General features: G+C 56.6%; 18 protein-coding genes. 9 read left to right on the forward strand and 9 right to left on the reverse strand.

The features are described 5' to 3' along the window. The first annotated feature begins 1 nt into the window (after position 1). From tuf to GEI7407_RS14105, 3 genes are all read left to right on the forward strand, one after another. Positions 2–1231 carry an elongation factor Tu gene (gene tuf / locus GEI7407_RS14095; RefSeq protein WP_015172869.1) on the forward strand — a complete coding sequence of 410 codons (1230 nt, stop codon included), beginning with the start codon at positions 2–4 and terminating at the stop codon, positions 1229–1231. Between the two features lie 193 nt (positions 1232–1424). Continuing rightward, entirely contained in the window at positions 1425–1742 is a 318-nt protein-coding gene (gene rpsJ, locus GEI7407_RS14100; RefSeq protein ID WP_015172870.1) for a 30S ribosomal protein S10, read from the forward strand. A 185-nt stretch (positions 1743–1927) separates the two neighbouring features. Continuing rightward, complete coding sequence (locus GEI7407_RS14105) at positions 1928–2578, forward strand: LON peptidase substrate-binding domain-containing protein (RefSeq protein ID WP_015172871.1); 651 nt, start codon at positions 1928–1930, stop codon at positions 2576–2578. Between the two features lie 98 nt (positions 2579–2676). Here GEI7407_RS14105 and pheA read toward each other — a convergent pair whose 3' ends face one another. Beyond that, positions 2677–3528 carry a prephenate dehydratase gene (pheA, locus tag GEI7407_RS14110; protein ID WP_015172872.1) on the reverse strand — a complete coding sequence of 284 codons (852 nt, stop codon included), beginning with the start codon at positions 3526–3528 and terminating at the stop codon, positions 2677–2679. 196 nt (positions 3529–3724) lie between these two features. On the opposite strand from pheA, the gene GEI7407_RS14115 reads away from it, so the two are divergent. Further along, a complete protein-coding gene (locus tag GEI7407_RS14115; protein WP_015172873.1) occupies positions 3725–4315 on the forward strand; it encodes a DUF1997 domain-containing protein in 591 nt (196 codons plus the stop codon). Here GEI7407_RS14115 and GEI7407_RS14120 read toward each other — a convergent pair. From GEI7407_RS14120 to GEI7407_RS14135, 4 genes are all read right to left on the reverse strand, one after another. Continuing rightward, on the reverse strand, positions 4289–5002 hold the full coding sequence (locus GEI7407_RS14120; protein ID WP_015172874.1) for a ribonuclease HII: 714 nt from the start codon (positions 5000–5002) through the stop codon (positions 4289–4291). The two genes, GEI7407_RS14115 and GEI7407_RS14120, sit on opposite strands and share 27 nt — an antisense overlap. Before the next feature lie 46 nt (positions 5003–5048). Then, a complete protein-coding gene (locus GEI7407_RS14125) occupies positions 5049–7127 on the reverse strand; it encodes an Rne/Rng family ribonuclease (protein WP_015172875.1) in 2079 nt (692 codons plus the stop codon). A 690-nt stretch (positions 7128–7817) separates the two neighbouring features. Then, entirely contained in the window at positions 7818–10529 is a 2712-nt protein-coding gene (locus tag GEI7407_RS14130) for a TIGR03960 family B12-binding radical SAM protein (RefSeq protein WP_015172876.1), read from the reverse strand. Between the two features lie 206 nt (positions 10530–10735). Next, positions 10736–11131: an STAS domain-containing protein gene (locus tag GEI7407_RS14135; RefSeq protein WP_015172877.1), complete on the reverse strand. Its 396-nt coding sequence runs from the start codon at positions 11129–11131 to the stop codon at positions 10736–10738. A gap of 353 nt (positions 11132–11484) precedes the next feature. On the opposite strand from GEI7407_RS14135, the gene GEI7407_RS14140 reads away from it, so the two are divergent. Then, positions 11485–11679 (forward strand): hypothetical protein, encoded by a 195-nt coding sequence (locus tag GEI7407_RS14140; RefSeq protein ID WP_015172878.1) that lies wholly within the window; start codon positions 11485–11487, stop codon positions 11677–11679. Positions 11680–11779: 100 nt separating this feature from the next. Here the strand turns inward: GEI7407_RS14140 and GEI7407_RS14145 are convergent, their stop codons facing one another. After that, entirely contained in the window at positions 11780–12154 is a 375-nt protein-coding gene (locus GEI7407_RS14145; RefSeq protein ID WP_015172879.1) for a hypothetical protein, read from the reverse strand. A 342-nt stretch (positions 12155–12496) separates the two neighbouring features. Here GEI7407_RS14145 and clpS point away from each other — a divergent pair, with 342 nt between their 5' ends. Both clpS and GEI7407_RS14155 read left to right on the forward strand, forming a co-directional pair. Further along, on the forward strand, positions 12497–12778 hold the full coding sequence (gene clpS / locus GEI7407_RS14150) for an ATP-dependent Clp protease adapter ClpS (RefSeq protein ID WP_015172880.1): 282 nt from the start codon (positions 12497–12499) through the stop codon (positions 12776–12778). Positions 12779–12813: 35 nt separating this feature from the next. Next, positions 12814–13650 carry a CPBP family intramembrane glutamic endopeptidase gene (locus GEI7407_RS14155; RefSeq protein ID WP_041268474.1) on the forward strand — a complete coding sequence of 279 codons (837 nt, stop codon included), beginning with the start codon at positions 12814–12816 and terminating at the stop codon, positions 13648–13650. A gap of 25 nt (positions 13651–13675) precedes the next feature. Here GEI7407_RS14155 and GEI7407_RS14160 read toward each other — a convergent pair whose 3' ends face one another. From GEI7407_RS14160 to GEI7407_RS14170, 3 genes are all read right to left on the reverse strand, one after another. Further along, on the reverse strand, positions 13676–14317 hold the full coding sequence (locus GEI7407_RS14160; protein ID WP_015172882.1) for a pentapeptide repeat-containing protein: 642 nt from the start codon (positions 14315–14317) through the stop codon (positions 13676–13678). Next, positions 14307–15746, reverse strand: coding sequence for a DICT sensory domain-containing protein (locus GEI7407_RS14165; RefSeq protein WP_015172883.1), 1440 nt, complete (start codon positions 15744–15746; stop codon positions 14307–14309). The genes GEI7407_RS14160 and GEI7407_RS14165 overlap by 11 nt, the downstream gene beginning before the upstream one ends. A gap of 151 nt (positions 15747–15897) precedes the next feature. Next, entirely contained in the window at positions 15898–17466 is a 1569-nt protein-coding gene (locus tag GEI7407_RS14170; RefSeq protein ID WP_041268475.1) for a photosystem II high light acclimation radical SAM protein, read from the reverse strand. 422 nt (positions 17467–17888) lie between these two features. Between GEI7407_RS14170 and GEI7407_RS14175 the strand changes: the two genes are divergently transcribed. Further along, entirely contained in the window at positions 17889–18254 is a 366-nt protein-coding gene (locus tag GEI7407_RS14175) for a DUF1830 domain-containing protein (protein ID WP_015172885.1), read from the forward strand. A 362-nt stretch (positions 18255–18616) separates the two neighbouring features. Further along, a complete protein-coding gene (locus GEI7407_RS14180; RefSeq protein ID WP_041268476.1) occupies positions 18617–19054 on the forward strand; it encodes a DUF4079 domain-containing protein in 438 nt (145 codons plus the stop codon). Positions 19055–19057 lie beyond the last annotated feature (3 nt).

A 19057-nucleotide genomic window follows, 5' to 3' on the forward strand; every position in this document is an offset into this window, starting at 1 on the left:
CATGGCACGCGCAAAGTTTGAACGGACTAAGCCTCACGTTAACATCGGCACCATCGGTCACGTGGACCACGGCAAGACGACCCTAACGGCTGCTATCACCATGACCCTCGCGGCCGCTGGTGGTGCAAAGGCTCGTAAGTACGACGAGATCGACGCTGCTCCCGAGGAGAAAGCTCGGGGTATTACGATCAACACGGCTCACGTGGAATACCAAACCGAGAGCCGTCACTATGCTCACGTGGACTGCCCAGGCCACGCTGACTATGTGAAGAACATGATCACGGGTGCCGCTCAGATGGACGGTGCCATCCTGGTTGTGTCTGCAGCTGATGGTCCCATGCCCCAAACCCGTGAGCACATCTTGCTGGCGAAGCAGGTTGGCGTTCCCAACATCGTGGTCTTCATGAACAAGCAAGACCAAGTCGATGATGAAGAACTGCTCGAGCTGGTTGAGCTGGAAATTCGCGAGTTGCTGAGCTCCTATGACTTCCCTGGCGATGATATTCCCATCGTCTCTGGCTCTGCGCTTCTGGCTCTGGAAGCGCTCACCGAAAACCCCAAGATCGCTAAGGGTGAAAACCAGTGGGTTGACAAGATTCTGTCTCTGATGGATGAGGTCGACCGCTACATTCCTACGCCTGAGCGTGCGGTTGATAAGCCTTTCTTGATGGCTGTGGAGGACGTCTTCTCCATCACCGGTCGTGGTACGGTTGCAACCGGCAGAATTGAGCGTGGAAAGGTCAAAGTCGGTGAGACTGTTGAGCTTGTTGGTATTCGCGATACCCGCAGCACCACGGTAACGGGTGTTGAGATGTTCCAGAAGGTTCTGGACGAGGGTATGGCTGGCGACAACGTGGGCGTTCTGCTGCGTGGTATCCAAAAAGCTGACATTGAGCGCGGCATGGTGATCGCCAAGCCCGGCTCTATCACCCCTCACACCAAGTTCGAGTCTGAGGTTTACATTCTCAAGAAGGAAGAGGGTGGTCGTCACACGCCTTTCTTCTCGGGCTATCGTCCTCAGTTCTATGTGCGGACTACCGACGTGACTGGTACCATCGCAGCTTTCACGGCTGATGATGGCACCGATGTTGAAATGGTCATGCCTGGTGACCGTGTGAAGATGACGGTTGAGCTGATCAACCCGATCGCTATTGAGCAAGGAATGCGCTTCGCTATCCGCGAGGGTGGCCGCACCGTGGGTGCAGGCGTTGTTTCTAAGATTCTGCAGTAGCATCTTGAAGACAGGCAGAGGATACCTCAATTCTGATTGAGGCCTCTGCTTTGTAGAGATTGCCAGCCTTCAGATTGTTTTTGTAAGGCAGCGTTGAGCCTATTGCCTCAACGCTGCCTTATAGCGGGCGTCTCGCCCTGTATTCAAGGTCAGTATTCCTTCTTCTGAACCTAAACAACCGAAATAAAATTCCATGGCAACTATTCAGCAGCAAAAGATTCGGATTCGTCTGAAAGCGTTTGACCGTCACTTGCTTGATACTTCTTGTGAGAAGATTGTGGACACTGCCAATCGCACCAACGCTACAGCAATTGGCCCTATTCCTTTGCCCACAAAGCGTCGTATCTACTGCGTCTTGCGATCGCCCCACGTGGACAAAGACTCCCGCGAGCACTTTGAAACTCGGACACACCGGCGCATTATCGATATTTATCAACCTTCTTCCAAGACAATTGACGCTTTGATGAAGCTTGATCTGCCTGCTGGCGTTGATATTGAAGTAAAACTCTAAAGTCGATCGCCCGTCACTTTATTAATTCCTTTGCAGAAAAAGCACCGTGTTTATTCAAAACGCGGTGCTTTTAAGCTTTAAAGCAGTCTTGGGAAGTGTACCAAGGTTTTTGCCCAAAGACCCGATTCTGGTAGAGGAATGGGCTAGAGTAAAGAAAGCTGCAAGCTTGTTTACATCACTGATACATGGCGTCTTCATCTTCGATCGCTGTTCGTGAGTTGCCCTTATTTCCTCTGCCAGAGGTTGTGCTTTTTCCTGGCAGGCCGCTTCCTTTACATATTTTTGAGTTCCGCTACAGGATCATGATGAACACGATCCTCGAGAGCGATCGCCGATTTGGTGTACTGATGTGGGACCCTGTGCAAGGTCAAGCTGCTCCTATTGGCTGCTGTGCAGAAATTGTTCAGTATCAACGCCTTCCAGATGACCGAATGAAGATTCGGACTTTGGGGCAGCAGCGTTTTCGAGTTATTGAGTACACCCGTGAAAAGCCTTATCGAGTTGGCCTGGTGGAATGGATCGAAGACGCTCCGACAGACGATGACTTGAGACCACTCACTCATGAAGTCGATCAGCTCTTGCGAGATGTTGTGCGTCTTTCGGGCAAACTCACCTCTCAGGAAATTGAGCTGCCGGAAAATATTCCAGATTCTCCGATCGAGCTTTCGTATTGGATTGCCAGCAATCTATATGGAGTTGCTTCTGAGCAACAGACTCTTCTGGAAATGCAGGATACAAAAGCTCGCCTAGAGAGGGAAGCAGAAATTTTGACCTCTACCCGCAATCACCTAGCAGCAAGAACAGTTTTAAAAGATACGTTTCCCGACCCAAATTGAGCCATCGAGACTCAGAAAAAAGGTACTCTCTGAAATTTTTGAGAGGACTATCATGCCTGGATTTGTGAATATGCCAAACCTGAGCAGCAAACTCCTTTTTAAGCCATCGATTTTGCAGGGAAGACTGCATAGCTGCCGAAGATTTTGAGTGTCTCTGTATGAGCCTTCAAAAGCTGCAAGGCTGTTTGCAGCGTCTCATGGTTGGCATCTCCTTCTAAGTCCATGAAAAAGAGATAGTCTCCAAGCGATCGCTTAGTAGGCCTTGACTCGATTCTGCTGAGATTAATATCTCGGTCGGCGAAAATCTGGAGCGGCTGCACAAGAGCACCAGGAATATTAGCCCTGACACTAAAGGCCAAGGAAGTATGGCTCCCACCCGGAGATTCGTTCAAGCCGAGAATCCAAAAACGGGTGCAGTTGTCTGGATAGTCATTAATTGGGCAAGCAATAACCGGTAGATTGTAGAGTTCTGCTGCTCGCTGAGAAGAGATCGCGCCGACGGTTTCATCGTCACCCAGAGATTGCAGCGCTTCAGTTGTGGAGCGCGTTGGGATCAGCTGAACCTGCGGCAAGTGTTTTTCAAGCCAGCCTTGGCACTGGGCTAGAGCCTGGGGATGGGAGTATACCGTTTGAATCGTACTGAGGGTCTTTGAGTGAGACAGAAATGCGTGAACTATCGGCAAGTCAATTGCCTGCTGAATACGCAGATTGTCTAGCTGCCACAAAGTATCGAGGGTCATGGTGACACTGCCCTCAATCGAATTTTCAACAGGAACAACGGCCAGATTAGCTTTGCCCTGAGCAACCGCTTGTAAAGTTTGAGCAATACTGGGGTAGGGGCACAGCAGAGGTAAGGTTTCTTGCTTTTTATTCAGCCAATTTGCCAATAAAAGTGCGGCTGTTTCTGTATAGGTGCCCGTCGGTCCGAGATGAGCGATCGAGAAACTCATAGGATTACAAGTTAGTGGGAATCATTATTCACTAATTTCTCAGAAATCAGAGATGTTGTTGGCAGATTTTCCAGCTGCTTTTTTGTTATGTCTGAAAAGGGCTCCACAGCATTTATACTGCATGAGATAGACTCAGACCTTCTGAGATAAATCGTAAAATTTTATTACAAGCAGACTGCTATTTTCCAGTTTTCCTATGCTCACTCGATTCGCCGCCTCTCAATCTGTTGAATTGGCTGTACCTGAGCAGCCTATTTCTATTGAGCATTATTTGCGTCAACCTCAGCGCCTAGTCCAAGCGCTGGTTGATCCAAGCCGAGTCGAGATTTTGAGTGGGGAGCACTTTCGGCTGAAGATGAAACCTCTCAGCTTTATGATGCTGAGCCTGCAACCAACGGTAGATATGCGCGTTTGGTCTAGCCGTCGCAATGTTATTTATCTCCAGTCCACAGGTTGTGAAATTCGCGGGATTGAATACATCAACCAGCGATTTTCGTTGGAGCTAGTGGGCGAGCTGCGGTTGAAGCAGCGGGAACAAGCAGCGTATCTGGAGGGGCGGGCGGATTTGGCCGTGAGTGTTGAGATGCCGCCAGCGCTGCAGTTTACGCCGCGGCCCTTGCTGGAAGCAACGGGCAATGGACTTTTGAAGAGTGTTTTGCTGACGGTTAAGCAGCGCCTGATGCATCAGCTGCTGCTTGACTATCGCCATTGGGTACAAACTCAAGCAGCCAACGAGCAGCTTCGAGCGTCTAGCACGCCACTATTGGGGTTCACAGAACAAATTTAGGGGGAGTTGGTCGCTGGTGCTTGCTGGCAAGATTTGGCAGGGCGCGAAGGAGCGGCGATGCTGGGGGGTCAGACCGTGCTGCTGTAGGGCTTGGCGATGAGTTAGGGTGCCGTAGCCTTTGTGGCGGTCTAGACCGTAGTTTGGATAGCGCTTTGCTAGGCGAATGATCAGGTCGTCCCGCCAGACTTTGGCGATGATGCTGGCGGCGGCGATCGCCAGAGAGCGGCGATCGCCTTGCACAAGGGTTTGCTGCTCTACCGCGAGATGGGGGATGCGCTGGTTACCGTCCACGAGGCAGAAGGTAGGCGCTACGCTGAGCTTGAGGAAAGCTCGGCGCATCGCCAGCAAACTCGCCTGGAGAATGTTGAGACGATCAATTTCCCCGACTGAGGCTAGGCCGATTTGGCAATCAAGGGAGACCTGCTGAATTTGGGCGAATAGGCGCGATCGCTGGGTAGCGGAGAGCTGTTTGCTGTCGGTCACGCCGAGGGTGCTCAAAAGCGCGTAGCTGTCGGGAGGCAACACGACAGCAGCAGCCACGACTGGCCCAAAGAGAGCACCCCGCCCGACCTCATCGAGTCCTACGAGCAGGCGATCGCCGTAGTCTTGATCAACCCAGGCGGAGGTCAGGGAGACTGGTAGCAGCGTCCCTGACTCAGATGGCGGCGGCTGTCGGCGTTTGACCATAGTGATTGGTCGCTTGGCGCTCTTCTAGACCAGCATCGCTGCGCGCTTAGCTGTCGCTTTCGTTGCCTGACTCAGCCGCTGAAGAGCGACGGCGGCGACGGCGGCGATTTTCGGGGGCGCTGCTGCGGGCTGCCTTCACGGGGCGATCGCTGCTAACAACCGCAACCACTTCGGGCTCTTCAGCGGGTGATTCTGACGATTCTGCTTCGGGCTCCTCCGCCTCGAAGGACAACAGCGTCACCGGTTCGGCTGTTGTGCCTTCTTCACCAGGCAGCACAACAGAGACAACCGCTGTCTTGGGGTTTTTGACTTCTTGAGGCGCCAAAATCAACGGAGAAATTCCCATCAGAGCATAAACGTCTTGCTCTTCGGCAGTCATTTTGACAGTGACTTGCTCTGGTGGGGCTGAGGGTTCGGCACTGCCGCGGCGGCCTCGGCTGCGCTCTGGGCGATCGCTCCGTTCGGGGCGCTCACTGCGATCGCTTCGCTCTAGCGTCCGCTCAGCGCGCTCCGGCCGAGGCGTAGCAGCCTCCTGATCCCCAGGCTCCTCGTCAGGTTCGCTCACAGGATTCGAGGCGCGATCGCTCACTCCTTTGGGAGCTTCTTCTCGCCTGTCAGTGCCCCCTTCCGGGCGGCGACGGCGACGGCGACGGCTACCATTGGAGCTCGGCTGCTCTGGAGGCTGCTCATACTCCTGCGCCTCAGTTTCTGGCATCTCCGCCAAGAAATCTTCATCCTCAGACAGATCCGGCTCATCAACCACTTCCGGCGCAATCACAGGCCGGATACTCTTGCGATTGACCGTCCGGCTGCCGTAGGAATCAGAGCGCTGGGGAAAACGAGATTCGCTGCTGGAGCGATCGCCCAGGCTCTCAGCCTTGGTATCGGCATCTCCGATCAAGTGCACCAGGTGACCTAGGCCGTCGCAAGTCGGGCAGCGCCGCCCAAACAGCTCATAGATATTCTGGCCTTGGCGTTTCCGCGTCAGCTCAACCAAGCCCAGCTCCGACAGCTGGGCGATTTGGGGGCGGGCCTTATCGGCCTTCAGCGCCTTATTAAAATGCTCCAGCACCTGAAGCTGATCGCGGCGGGAGTCCATGTCGATAAAGTCGACAATAATCACGCCAGCCACGTTGCGCAGCCGCAGTTGACGAGCGATCTCCGTCGCCGCCTCGCAGTTCGTCCACAAGACCGTTTCTCGGGCCGTCGCCGAGCGCGTAAAGGAGCCCGAGTTAACGTCAATAACCGTCAGCGCCTCGGTCGGCTCAATGATAATGTAGCCCCCCGATGGCAGGTCTACCCGGGGCTTGAGAGCCTCTCGAATCGCAGCATTCACCCGGAAGTACTCCAGCAGCGGCGTGCGATCGCGATGATGGTCGATCAGCACCCCCTGGGGAGACTTACCCCCACCCCAGTTCGTCAGATGCTGCTTAACCCGCTTCACGCCCGTACTAGAGTCCACCACAATGCGATTGACATCCGCACTGTAGACGTCGCGCAGAACCCGCTGAATAAAGTCATCATCTCGGTTCAGCAGCGCCGGAGCCCGAGTCGAGCTCGCCTCCTGCTGCACCGTCTCCCACTGACGCTGCAAAAACTCTAGATCCTCAATGATGGCTTCCTCAGCCATCCCCTCCGCCTCGGTGCGCACCAGCAAGCCCATTCCCGCAGGCTTGACCAAAATCGCCAGAGCTCGCAGGCGATTGCGCTCATTTTCATTGCGAATGCGGCGGGACAGGTTAACGCCTCGGCCAAAAGGCATCAGGACCAGATAGCGCCCGGGCATCGTAATGTTGCCTGTCAGGCGAGGCCCCTTATTGCCCGTCGGCTCCTTCATGACCTGGACCAGCACTTTTTGCTGGGGCGTCAGCAGCTCTGTGATTGCTCCCGCAGACCGCTTCAGGCGCAGCGGTCCCAGATCGCTCACATGGATAAAGCCATTGCGCTCAGCATCCCCAATATTGACGAAGGCCGCATCAATACCAGGCAGAACATTTTCGACCACCCCAAGGTAGATATCACTAATCTGGTGGGTGCCCTTGGCAACAATCAGCTCTTGAATCTGATCTTCTGAAAACACAGCAGCAACACGATGCTGCTCAGCAATCACAATTTGTTTCGGCATTCAATTTCCTCAAAGACTGGCAGCATCGAGGGCACAGAGAACTGTTGTGCAACCTAGGCTGGCAAATGTGAGATTTCTACGACGCGGAGGGTCAAACCTTAGGGGGAAGTCACAGATTGCCCACTGACCACAGATGAGGGGAAATGTGACAATCCAGAGATATCCAGGTATTGCAGTGAGGACCGAGGAGGTAATCCCACGGGATGTTTGAGCCGTTTGGAAGAAGCTCCTTAGGGGCTGATCGGATATTGAAACCCTGACATATGCAAGGGCTCAACCCCTGAGAAGCGCCTCAATATCTACCGCTTCTTAATCTGAAAAATATCACCCCAAAAAGCTTATCGTCTCAGACGCTTTTGGAGGGCACAGCTCTGGTCCACTCAAGAGCCCTGGCTTTATGGGTTTTGCAATTGTTAGGGCCTATCAGCTGATGGGGGACTAACAATTTTTTGGCTGAATAGAATTTAGGTTGGCCCTAGATTTCGATTCAGGCAGGTTCCCGCGAGACCGTTAGGGTTTGAAGGTGGAAGTGCCCCTGCACTCGGCGCAGAGACTTTAGATGTCAATGTACCACATCTACAGAATTTCCTGTGAGATGGGCCTAGATCTTTTGCGCGAGGAAGGGGCCTAACTTCTGTTGGTTGGGATGCACCGGTCACAAACTAGGGCGATCGCCCTTGAGAGCGCGATCTAGATCGGCTGCTCAGCAGGGTCTCCCAGGCGCAGCTCAGCGCGGTGTGCCCGGATCAGCTGCAAGGGGCGAGCGGCGATCGCCTCCAGCATGTAGACCAGGTTTTCGGGCCGCAGCAGCGTACCATCGTTGCGACAGCTTCCCACGTAGCGAAAGACCGTCGTTTCGGGTGTCACCTGGAGGGCCGTCCGTACCGACTCGCTCAGCTGCTCCGGCGCGCACCACGCCAGTTCGTACAGGCGATCGCGCAGATTTACCTGCTTGAGCTTGCCAGACTTCGTTTTTTGCTCGATTTCAATCGAAGGGGCCGCCAAAACCCCCTCGCACCACTGCTGCCAGTGAGCCTGCGTTGGTATGTCCGCCGACGCCAACGGCTCGGATCCGTCCTCGGCTTGTAGCGCCAAGAAGTACTCTGCAAACTCCAGAGACTGAGTCGCCGCTGGGGCACCCAGTGGCACCACTTCCACACAGTGAATCGGAATATCTGCGGGCAGCTGGGCCACCAGCTGTTGCCGAAACACCTCCGGATCCATCGGCCGAGTCAGCTCAAAGTCCACCAGTTCACCGTCACTCGAGAGGCCCAGGGACAGCGCGTTGGCGACCGAAATGCGGGGGCTCGGGTGGAATCCGCCGGTAAAGGCGATGGGCAGTGACGCCCGCCGAATCGAGCGATCGAACAGGCGCATCAAATCTAGATGGCTCACCAGCGTCATGTCACCCCGCTTGCCAAAGGTCACGCGCAGGCGCTGGGCACGCGTCTGGTCGGGGGCAAAATGTCCTTCAAACGCGGGGATCGCCGGCGGCGGCACCACCACGTTGTGCCCAAAGTCCACGCCGCACACGCCGCAGTGAGAGCAGCCCTCAAAGGAGCAGTCCGGCACCACCGCCGCCTCTAGGGCACGCTTGAGATCCTCTTGTAACCAGCTTTTCTCGATGCCGGTGTCCAGGTGGTCCCACGGCAGCGGGGCAGACAGGCGCTCATCGGCGATCGGCTCTAGGGCCGATGCGCGCTGCTGCTCCTCCATCAGGTTCCACTCGCCCTGCTCTACCTGGCGATACTTCCAGGTGAGGTCCGCTTCGGCGATCGCCTGGGTCCAAGCCCCAAAGGCCCGCTCCAGGCTCTCCCACCAAGAATCCATCCCGGCACCCAGTTCCCAAGCCCGCCGCACCACAGAGGCCAGACGGCGATCGCCCCGACCCACAAAATCCTCCATGGCCGAAATTCGCACATCCGTGAAATTTACTTTCAGGCCGCGAATAGTGCGAAAAGCGTCTCGCAGCAGGTTTTGCTTGCGCGTAAACTCCGCCGTGGACACCGAGTGCCACTGAAAGGGCGTGTGGGGCTTGGGTGTGAAATTGGAAATGGTCAAGTTGAAGTTCAGACGCTTGCGGCCCGGATTGAAGCACTCTCGCTGGAGCCAGCGGACCGTTTCCGCAATTCCCAACACATCTTCATCCATCTCGCCCGGCAGACCGATCATGAAGTAGAGCTTGATCTTGTTCCAGCCCTGCTCATAGGCCGTTTTCACGCCCCGCAAGAGCTCTTCATTGGTCAGCCCCTTGTTGATAATGTCCCGCATTCGCTGGGTTCCGGCCTCCGGGGCAAAGGTAATCCCCGTATTCCGCGTTCCTCCCAGGATATTGGCAATATTTTCATCAAAGCGATCGACTCGCTGGCTCGGCAAAGACAGCGAAACGTTCTCATTTTTGAGGCGGTTCTTGACCTCCAGACCCACCGCCGGCAGCGCCAGATAGTCAGAGCAGCTTAGGGACAGCAGCGAAAACTCGTTGTAGCCCGTCGCCCGCATTCCCTTCTCGATGGCGTCTACCACCGACTCTGGGGCCACGTCCCGGGCAGGGCGAGTCAGCATCCCCGGCTGGCAGAACCGACAGCCGCGGGTACAGCCCCGCCGAATCTCCACCGTCAGGCGATCGTGGATGGTCTGGACAAACGGCACCAAGCCGATGGAGTAGGCCGGGATCGGCGTAGACACCCGCCGCAAAACCCGTGCTGGGACTCCGGGCCGGTTGGGGTGGACCGAGCCATCGGGCGCCATGTCATAGAACTGCGGCACATACACCCCCGGCACCTGGGCAAGGTCTAGCAGCAGCTCAGTCCGGCTCAGCCCTGCTACCTTGCCTTCCTCGATGACCAGCCCAATTTCGGGCAGCAGTTCCTCGCCATCCCCGAGAGCAATAAAGTCGAAGAAATCTGCATAGGGCTCGGGGTTAGACGTGGCCGTTTGTCCCCCGGCAAAGATCAGGGGATAGCTGCCCTGATCCACATTCCAGGTATCCTCCGCCGCGCGATCGCGCCACGTCAGGGGGATCCCAGCCAGAGACAGCATCTCCAGAATATTCGTCGCTCCCAGCTCGTAGCTGAGATTGAAACCCAAAATGTCAAAATGCGTGAGCGATCGCCGAGACTCCACCGCGAACAAAGGCGTTTGGGTCGATCGCAGACGCTCCGAAAGATCTGCCGCCGGTAGATAAGTGCGATCGCACAGCTGACGCGGCTGAGCATTGAGCACGTTGTACAAGATAATGTGCCCAAGATTCGATGCACCCAGTTCGTAGACTTCTGGATAGCTCAGCACCCAGCGGACTGCGGCAGTCTCCCAAGATTTATGAATCGCTCCTAACTCATTTCCCAGATAGCGCGCAGGGCGCAGGATTTCAGGCGTGAGCAACTCTTCAACGGTAACGGCCACAGCTGCACTCTCTTCCTAAACGTGATCACGGGGTCATAGATCATAGGCTATCAGGAGCAGACCCAAGATAGCCGCTCTCTTTCCTTCTCTTCCCAATTCCCCCAGATCCAGCCGCTAGGCGTTTCCCAGACCACCATCTGTCCTGATCGGAATTTTCTTCACCGACAAAATGACGAGTCAATGAGGTCTGATCGCGAGTCACTCAGCTACGGCAGCGTTGCTTCAAACGCAGCCACGCTCTCAAACATCGCAAAGGCGCGATCGAGCTGAGTCAGCTCAAAAATAATGCGGATAGACGGCGAAACAGAGCACAGCGCAAAACGACGATTGAGCGTATTCGCCAAGCTCAGACTAGCCACCAAAGCCATCAAGCCAGCGCTGTCTAACGACTCCACTTGCGCCATATCCACCAGTACAGCATCCCAATCCCCAGTCGAAACCACAGCGGTCAGCTCTTGCTTGAAAGCCTCTGCGTTAGAAGCATTGATATGTCCCACAGGGGAGAGCAGAGCGACATCAGGACGAATTAGAACGTTTTGCATGAGTGACATTCTCGAGGATAAAGGATTCGCGAACAGCAGAGGCAAGATGTCTTCGACCATAAACCTCGCTTCTTGGACATGGCCACTGGCTAGGATTCTTTTTGCTAAATCTTTATCCGTTTTCGCTGCTTCTGTAAAGTTTTTCGTAAGTATTTGTACGGGACTGTATTACTGACTACGGTCTGCATTTCGCAGCACACTCCCACTCACAAGTAATGTTTATTGAGATACACAAGTGCATTTTTCAGCATAATTGCGGAGACTGAGAATTATATTTATTTTCGTGTTACGGGTTTATTCTGATTAGACATTCGTTAATCGTGACTCAGATCACGATTGCATCAAGACTGCTATCACAGGGAAGCCCCTTGATTTAGCCGAAGATGTGAGGTAGTTGCAGTTTTTGAGCCCCTATGCATGCCCCCGCTCCCATTCGTCGCCTAGTCGAAAAGGCTCTTCATATCCGGCGGTTGACACCAGAGATCGAGAACGAGATTAACTATGAGCTGACCCGTCTTGGATACATCTCCGACGTTGACTACGAAGCGCTGGAGCTGCTGATGTCCGAGATGGATGCAGGACGCATCAAGCTCGTTCCCAACCTTTAAGATTTTTAGCCTTTAACTATGTTCCGGGCTGCTGGTAGAGCGGCTTGCTGAGCGCAACTCGCTTGGGCGAGAGAGCGCTGGTTTTGTTGGGCAACCGTTTTTACGAAGCGGCAAACAGCCCTGAGTGAGCGTGCCAGATGCGCTGGACAAACCCCTGAAGCTGCTGTCGAGCAGCGGGATTGCTAGGAGCAGGATCCACAAGAGCACCCAACAGCGGCAATAGCTCAGTATCTAGGGCAGGGCGAAAAAGCTGGGCAGGCCATAGCAGGTCTGCGCTCTGACGCAAGTCATGAAGCGTGCGGCCCTCTAGCGGATCTGCATAGGGCGAGGCCAGGGAGGCAGCAGAGGAGGCAACGGCCAGCAGCAGCGGCCGCACCCAGCAGATTTGGCGCTCGGGAACCATTTGAACCACTTCGCCATACAGTTGGTCTTGCTGGTGCTCCAAGCAAACAATCTGACCCGATTGAAAGTCCATAGCAGTCAACGCGCAGCAGTCCAAGCACAGAGGGAGGCTGGGGCAGTTTAGGCATTGCCTCACAGCCCTTGCGATCGCAAGTTATCTGAATTTGATTTTGACATTCTTGGTGGGCTTTCGGCCTGCTGGTTTTCATGGGACTTTGGGAGCGTGACGCGGCGATCGCCCATGAGCCACCGACCCAACGTTGCAGCATGGCCCCTCCATGGGACGGTCATGGGAAATTCCAGGGAACTCAGGTGCGGGTTCCGGAAAAAGCGCTGTAGGATGGGAGAGTGTTTTCCCAGAGCCTGGGAATTGCTTCAATCTTCATTAGTTATCTGAATAAAGAGGAGATTTATCGTGTCTGTCGAGACCATTGAACAGCGTTCAACGGCCCGCAAACACGCGCCCCGATACCGGGTTTTGCTGCACAACGACGATTTCAATCCGATGGAATACGTTGTGCAAGTCTTGCTGCAAACCGTGGCAAGCCTCACGCAACCCCAAGCGGTCAGCATCATGATGGAGGCGCATACAAATGGGCTTGCGCTAGTCATTACGTGCGCGCAGGAGCATGCAGAGTTTTATTCCGAGACCCTGAAGAATCACGGCTTGAGCAGCTCAATCGAGCCAGATGAGTAGCGATCGCCTGGGGATAAAGCTGGGGTAAAACGACTTTGAAATCTCGCTTTGCGGTGCTGGCGGACCGGCCAGCACCGATTCGAATTGCGGCTTTTTTGGGGGTTTTGCTGGGGGCATGGTTGCCCCTGGCAGCCCCGATCTACCTCCTGGGGCAAGATGACAATCAGGTCACGATTGCCACCATGGGACTGTTGTTTGTCGAGTTTCTGGTGTGGCTAGGGCTGTGGGGCCGGTGGGTCTACGGCAGTCGCGCGGGATTTCGGCGCTATGGCTTGGGCTGGAGCCGCCAGAATGGAGTCGAGTACTTGCTAGGGCTGGGCCTAGGTGCGGTTAGTCTAGCGATGCTGCTGGGTCTGGAAGGATGGCTTGGCTGGCTTCGCTGGCAGGAGCCGAGTTTGCCTTGGCTGCGGCTGGTGATCGAGGGGCTGATTTCTGCATCGGCGATCGCCACGGCGGAGGAGCTGGTGTTTCGCGGGTGGCTGCTCGAGGAGCTGAGCTGGGACTATCAGCCCAATACGGCCCTTTGGGCCAATAGCGTGGCTTTTGGGGTCTTGCACTTCCTCAAGCCCCTAAACGAAATTTTGCGAACGTGGCCTGCGTTTCCAGGGTTGGTGCTGCTGGGCTTGACGCTTGTCTGGGCGCGGCGATCGCGCCAAGGCCGCCTGGGGCTGTCAATTGGGCTCCATGCAGGTTTGGTGTGGGGGTACTACGTGGCCGATGTGGGCAAGCTGCTCACCTATACGCAGCAGGTTCCCGTGTGGGTGACGGGAATTGACCGTAATCCGCTGGCAGGACTGATGGGCCTGATGTTTTTGGGGGCGATCGCCGCTGTTTTGCAGCGCCAGAGCGCCAAGAGTACCGCAGCGAAGTAGCGTGTAACGCGGCGATCAGCGCCCCTCAGCGCTTGGTAGCAGCTAGGCGAGTGCCAATCAAGCAAGCACCCGTCACGCTGACGCCGCTGAGATTAGCATCGTCTAGGTCGGCGCACAGCAGATTCGCGCCGGTCAGGGTCGCCCCGGCAAGGTTGGCACCGTGCAGGTTCGCTTCTTCAAGATTTGCCTCGTTGAGCAAAGCTCCCTGGAGGTCCGCTTGGCTGAGGTCGACGCCGCGCAAGTTCGCACCGCTGAGGTTGGCACCGCGCAGATCCACACCCCGCAGATCCACGCCTTGCAGGTTGACGCCCATGAGGTTAGCGCCATTGAGAAACGCGCCGGCCAGGGAAACCTGGCTGAGCTTGGCCCCCATCAAGTTGGCGCCGCGCAGGTTGCTGCCCCGCAAATCAGCGCCGGTTAGGTCCGCTTGCATGAGGTTGGCGCCCCAGAGATTGGCTCGCAGGTCTGCCGCCACGAGCTGCGCCCCCATCAGGTTGGCGCCATCCAGGCGCGATCGCTCCAGCTTGGCATAGCTGAAATTTGCGCCGGTCAGGACCGCGCCGGACCAGTCCGTGCCCCGCAAGTCAGCGTTCGAGAAGTCCTCATCGCTGAGATCCACACCACCAATGTGCTTGACGTTCCCTGCGCGAATGGCCTCAAGATTCATAACGTTGACCTGTGGTGTAGAAATTCGCAGTTTGACCGGCGATCGCCTCTTGCTTGGCGTCGGCATCGAGCAGCCAGAAGCTCGAGGTCAGTCTGGGCGGCGAGGTTGAGAGGCCCAGACCTTGCTGGAAGCCGTGGGCCAGCAGGGCTAGAGTCTCGACCAGCTTGGGGTCCCAGCGCTCTCCCTGCTGGGCGCGGCAGTCGGCTAGGGCCAGGGCAAACGGGCTCTCTGCCGCGGCCTCAGCAGCCTGCTGCTGGGCGCGGTGCGCCACAACTCGCTGCTGGAAGTGGGCAACCAGTCCCAGGATGCGCGACTCAATGGGAATCTCTTCTCCAGCCAGGCCCGCCGGCTGACCCTGGCCCTGCCACCACTCGGTTTGATGGGTAATGATTTCGGCCACCACTCGCAGGCGGGGCATGGTGCGCAGAATCTGGGCCCCAGGCACCAGAGGACAGCAGGGTGCCGCTTCTGTCTCTTCGCCCGTAGCCACCAGCAGGCTGTCCATGCCTTGCAGCGGCGCAATGCGGTGGAGCAGGCCTGCCAAACGCAAATGCTTGAGGCGCCAAGCGGGCAAATCGAGGAGCTGGCCCATCATTTCGGCGATCGCCCCGACCTCTGCCGCCGCCATGGGATTGGCGGCATCCGCCTGGTCTACGAGCTGGGCCATCCGCAAGAAGGCCTGGACTTCATTGGAGACCAGGTTGTGATCGAGGGCGCTCCGGTGGGACGACGCCAGCTCCCGCATCTGGAGCGAGAGGTCTTGCTGGTAGGCGTGCAAGTAGTCAACGACCCGCGCCACGATCGCGCCAAAGTCTTCGGTCTCCTGGGTCTGGGCCGCCGCAGCTTTGATGGTCTGGAGCTGACTGGCCAAATGGGCTTCTAGCTCTGGGTCGTAGCGGCCGATGTGGGCGATCGCCAGCTCCATCGTCTGGGCCACCAGCGCCGGCTCAAAGGTCCAAAAGCCATAGAACTTGCGCTCTCGGTCCTCTGTCGGCAAGCCTTCGGGGCCGTAGTCTGCCTCAGATAGCTCCTGGCACAGCACCATCGCCGTGTAGGTAGGCGAGTAAATCATCAAGTGCCATTCCTGGGCCACCGGATCGGTCGTCTCTAGGGGCACCAGGGCCACATTTGGGCGCTGGCTCGTGGGATGGTCCGCAAACCCCGTGTCTGGAGCGGCCATGATCACCACTTGGTGCGATCGCTCAGCCAGATCGCCGTAGCGATCGGCCTCTTGGAGATACCACTTCCCCTGCTGGAAAGCCGTAATCACCAGCGGAGCCGTCTTAGCTTGCAAAATGCTGTCTTCGAGCGCGTGACACAGCGCCACCAGCGTGTTTTTGTAGTAGACACCGTAGCTAAAAGGTGCCTGATTTTTTGGGCCAGTTTCCCGAGCCAACGCCAGCCGCTGGAGAATAGAGCCTTCCAACATTGTTTAATTACAATCCACGCACTACAGCCGATCCTTCGCCCAATCTAAGGCAAAACTCTCCCCAAGGGCTTCCCACAAAGGTTGAGTTTTGCGACTTTTATCCCGTGAAAACACCTTCCTTTTCGCCCGCCCAGGAGCATCAAGAAAGACCCTAACGACTCGCGATCGCCGTCTGCTTCTCCGGTAGCGGAGCGCTCAGAGCCGTCTCGAGATCCGTCGTTCCCAAGCGCCGCTCCAAAATCGCCATCACCTCGCGCCCAAAATCATCGGGGTTACGCTGCCAGGCCTGGAGGCACACCTCTCCAAAGAATGCCCCCATCGGCTCTGGATTCCACAGGAGCTTTTTGGCCGTCCAGGGCATCAGGCTCATTGGATCGTAGCCAGGCTTGAGGATGTCGTTTTTGAACGCATACTCTTCGAGGTGCGTGTGGGGCTGCAGGCCAATGAAGAAGATCGCTGGCTCCACCTTGTCCGCACCAAAAATTCGCTCCAGCTCCCGGTGATAAGCCACGGTCTGACGAATCGTCTCGGGGCGCTCATCGATGACGTTGAAGGAGTAGTTCACCGACACTAGGTCGTTGAAACCCGACGCCTTGAGGTCGCGGCAGTTTTCGAGCACCGTGCGCAGGTTGTAGCCCATGCGCATCTTGCGCACCAGCTCCTGGGAGCCGCTGGTGATGCCGATTTCGAAGTAGTTCATCCCGGTCTTGACCATGAGGTCGCACAGTTCCGGGTTGAGGTTGTCGGCGCGAATGTAGGCCGCCCAGTGGATGTCGGTCATCCCGGAGGCCTGGATCTTCTCGAGCAGCTCGCTGGCGTCGTCCATGTAGCGGCGCGCCGGGATGAACTGGGCATCGGTGAACCAGAAGTTGCGCACGCCGCGATCGTAGAGCTGCCGCATTTCCTTGACCACCTCGTCGGCGGGGTTAATGCGGACCTGCTTGCCTTCAATGACGGTGTAGACGCAGTAGCAGCAGTTGTGAGGGCAGCCGCGCTTGGTTTGGACGCCGATGTAGAAGTCGCTGTCCTGGAGATAGTACTGAAACTCTGGCCAGACGGCTTCGATGTAGTCGTAGTTGCAGGCGGTTTTTTCCAGGGGGCTGGGGGGCTCGTGAATCAGGCGATCGCGGGGTTTGTCTTCGCCAGCCACATAGCAGCGCTCGCTGCGAAACTCTTGGCCCCGGAGCAGTTTTTCGAGCAGGGTTTCCCCTTCCCCCACCGAAACAATCGTGCCCGCTGGCAGCTTGTCCCCGAGCTGCTCATAGAACACACTGACGGCACCGCCGCCCACCACTGAGCGAGCCTGGGGGTTGTAGCGCTGGGCTCGCTTCATACCGCGCTTGATCAGGCCTAGGTTGCGCCACAGCTCGGTGTAGTAGGCCGTGGTGACCTTGAGGCCGCCGAGGGCGCCCCGCAGTTTGATAAAGGGGTTGCGGGCGTAGTAAAACTCAAAGGCGTTTTGCAGCGGATTGCCGCCCCGGCCACCCACAGGAGCGTAGATCTGGATGTCGCGCCAGGAGAAGACCAGCAAGTCTGGCTTGAACTGGTCGATGTGGCGATCGAGGGCCTTGGCAAAATCCAGGGGAGGAACGGTACCCAGGTCTAGAATGGACTGCTCGACATCGGGAAACAGCTTGTGGACGTGGTCTGCCAGGTAGACAACCCCAATCGGAAAGATGGGGTTGCACGGCAGGCGGACGTAGAGGATGCGATTCTCCATGGGTAGACTCTGGAATCGGGACGTCAGAAGGGGCCTGTATCTGCGGGGGCGATCGCGTTCAACAAGAAGGCGAATCCCCCTCTCTGGGCAGGGGTCAGTGGGGTGCGCGAACAGGAGAATTCCTTTTTCCTGAGAGCCACTGTTATATAAGTTCACGATACCACCGACTTTTCCTTGCTGCATGGCGGCCAGGATTCAAAATTTGTAATCTGCCGGATCGTCAGAGAATTTTTGGGCCGTGGGGCCTGTCAGCGCAAGGCCTGGAGGGATTCGTCGCCTTTTGGGCCTAGAGTTTTGCGGCAGAGCCAGAGCGGCAAGGGGGCAGGGGCTAGCGGTTGGTAGTCGGATTTACAGCGCACGGGGATCGGCTGGTGTTAGGTTTCCGGATGTACTTGACAATTGCCCACGGCTCCTCAACTGCTATGGCTCAGATTCTTGATCCGCTGCCTCCCGATCGCTCCAATCCGGTGCTCTGCTGCTACGTGAATGCCACCAGCAAAATCCAAATCGCCCGCATTACCAACATTCCCAACTGGTATTTCGAGCGGGTGGTGTTTCCAGGGCAGCGCCTTTTGTTCGAGGCGCTGCCCGATGCTCAGCTCGAAATTCACACAGGCATGATGGCCAGCGCGATTTTGTCAGATACGATTCCCTGCACCCGGCTCCAAATTGAGGACCCGAACGGGGAGGTGGGGGAGGAAAGTGCAAAAAAGACGCCAACCATGACCACGCCGCCTAGAAGCCCATCGCCCTCTCGTCAAGCTGCGTTTGCGGCGGCAGATTCCTAAGCAATCAATGCTTTTTTCATCAAAAGTATTGATGCCTTCTGTGTCGGTATTCTGCTTTAGTTTGAACCCTTAATAAACCATTTCAGTGAGCCGTTTGTCTGAGACCGTTGCAGCTTTAGAGATTTTTGGATAGACCGATTGCACTGCTGAGTCCTTAACGCTCCAGGCTTTTAGACTCCGGTGCGATCGCCCCTAGACAGAGTTCTCCCCTCCAGGCGATCGCCCCCGGCCTCCTCTACACGTTGATTTCTTCCGCTGTTGAGGTAAGGCCCGGAACAGGCGATCGCCTTTTTTGTGGCTTACGCTCCCAAAAACCGGGAGTATCCTGAAGACACGCAACAGGACATTTAGCCTGCAACTTCGTGGATTTACCTTCTTTTCTCTGGCTTTGGAAAATTGCTGCCTGGTCTATGGGCTTTTCGCTGCTGGCCTACCTACTCCTGGCAGGCACGGGGGGCTGGATTTTTTGGACCCGCACCCAGCAAGAGCCCCGACCGAGCTGGCTGCGATCGCTGCACTTCTGGATCGGCGGCGTGCTGGTGGCTCTGGTACTTTTGCTGCTGGCCATCGGCATCGTTGGCACCCTCGGGCACTACGGCAGCCTGGGCCACTCGTGGCACCTGCCCGCCGGCCTGGCGGTGGTTGCCTTGGTAGGCGTCTCGGCCTGGAGCGCCACCCAGATCGGCCCCCGGCGGCCCTGGGCGCGATCGCTTCACTTGACCCTCAACGCGATTTTGTTCGTGGGCTTGGCCGCCGTGTCCTGGAGCGGCTGGGAGGTTGTCCAGAAGTATCTGCCCTAGGTC

The sequence above is a fragment of the Geitlerinema sp. PCC 7407 genome (assembly GCF_000317045.1).
Classification (GTDB): Bacteria; Cyanobacteriota; Cyanobacteriia; order PCC-7407; family PCC-7407; genus PCC-7407.

Excerpts from the sequence above, each read along its gene's own strand:
- GEI7407_RS14135 (WP_015172877.1), bottom strand. The coding sequence starts at position 11,131 with ATGGTCGAAGACATCTTGCCTCTGCTGTTCGCGAATCCTTTATCCTCG.
- GEI7407_RS14145 (WP_015172879.1), bottom strand. The coding sequence starts at position 12,154 with ATGGACTTTCAATCGGGTCAGATTGTTTGCTTGGAGCACCAGCAAGAC.
- pheA (WP_015172872.1), bottom strand. The coding sequence starts at position 3,528 with ATGAGTTTCTCGATCGCTCATCTCGGACCGACGGGCACCTATACAGAA.
- rpsJ (WP_015172870.1), top strand. The coding sequence starts at position 1,425 with ATGGCAACTATTCAGCAGCAAAAGATTCGGATTCGTCTGAAAGCGTTT.
- GEI7407_RS14140 (WP_015172878.1), top strand. The coding sequence starts at position 11,485 with ATGCATGCCCCCGCTCCCATTCGTCGCCTAGTCGAAAAGGCTCTTCAT.
- GEI7407_RS14105 (WP_015172871.1), top strand. The coding sequence starts at position 1,928 with ATGGCGTCTTCATCTTCGATCGCTGTTCGTGAGTTGCCCTTATTTCCT.
- tuf (WP_015172869.1), top strand. The coding sequence starts at position 2 with ATGGCACGCGCAAAGTTTGAACGGACTAAGCCTCACGTTAACATCGGC.
- GEI7407_RS14170 (WP_041268475.1), bottom strand. The coding sequence starts at position 17,466 with ATGGAGAATCGCATCCTCTACGTCCGCCTGCCGTGCAACCCCATCTTT.
- GEI7407_RS14120 (WP_015172874.1), bottom strand. The coding sequence starts at position 5,002 with ATGGTCAAACGCCGACAGCCGCCGCCATCTGAGTCAGGGACGCTGCTA.
- GEI7407_RS14160 (WP_015172882.1), bottom strand. The coding sequence starts at position 14,317 with ATGAATCTTGAGGCCATTCGCGCAGGGAACGTCAAGCACATTGGTGGT.
- GEI7407_RS14115 (WP_015172873.1), top strand. The coding sequence starts at position 3,725 with ATGCTCACTCGATTCGCCGCCTCTCAATCTGTTGAATTGGCTGTACCT.
- GEI7407_RS14165 (WP_015172883.1), bottom strand. The coding sequence starts at position 15,746 with ATGTTGGAAGGCTCTATTCTCCAGCGGCTGGCGTTGGCTCGGGAAACT.
- GEI7407_RS14175 (WP_015172885.1), top strand. The coding sequence starts at position 17,889 with ATGGCTCAGATTCTTGATCCGCTGCCTCCCGATCGCTCCAATCCGGTG.
- GEI7407_RS14125 (WP_015172875.1), bottom strand. The coding sequence starts at position 7,127 with ATGCCGAAACAAATTGTGATTGCTGAGCAGCATCGTGTTGCTGCTGTG.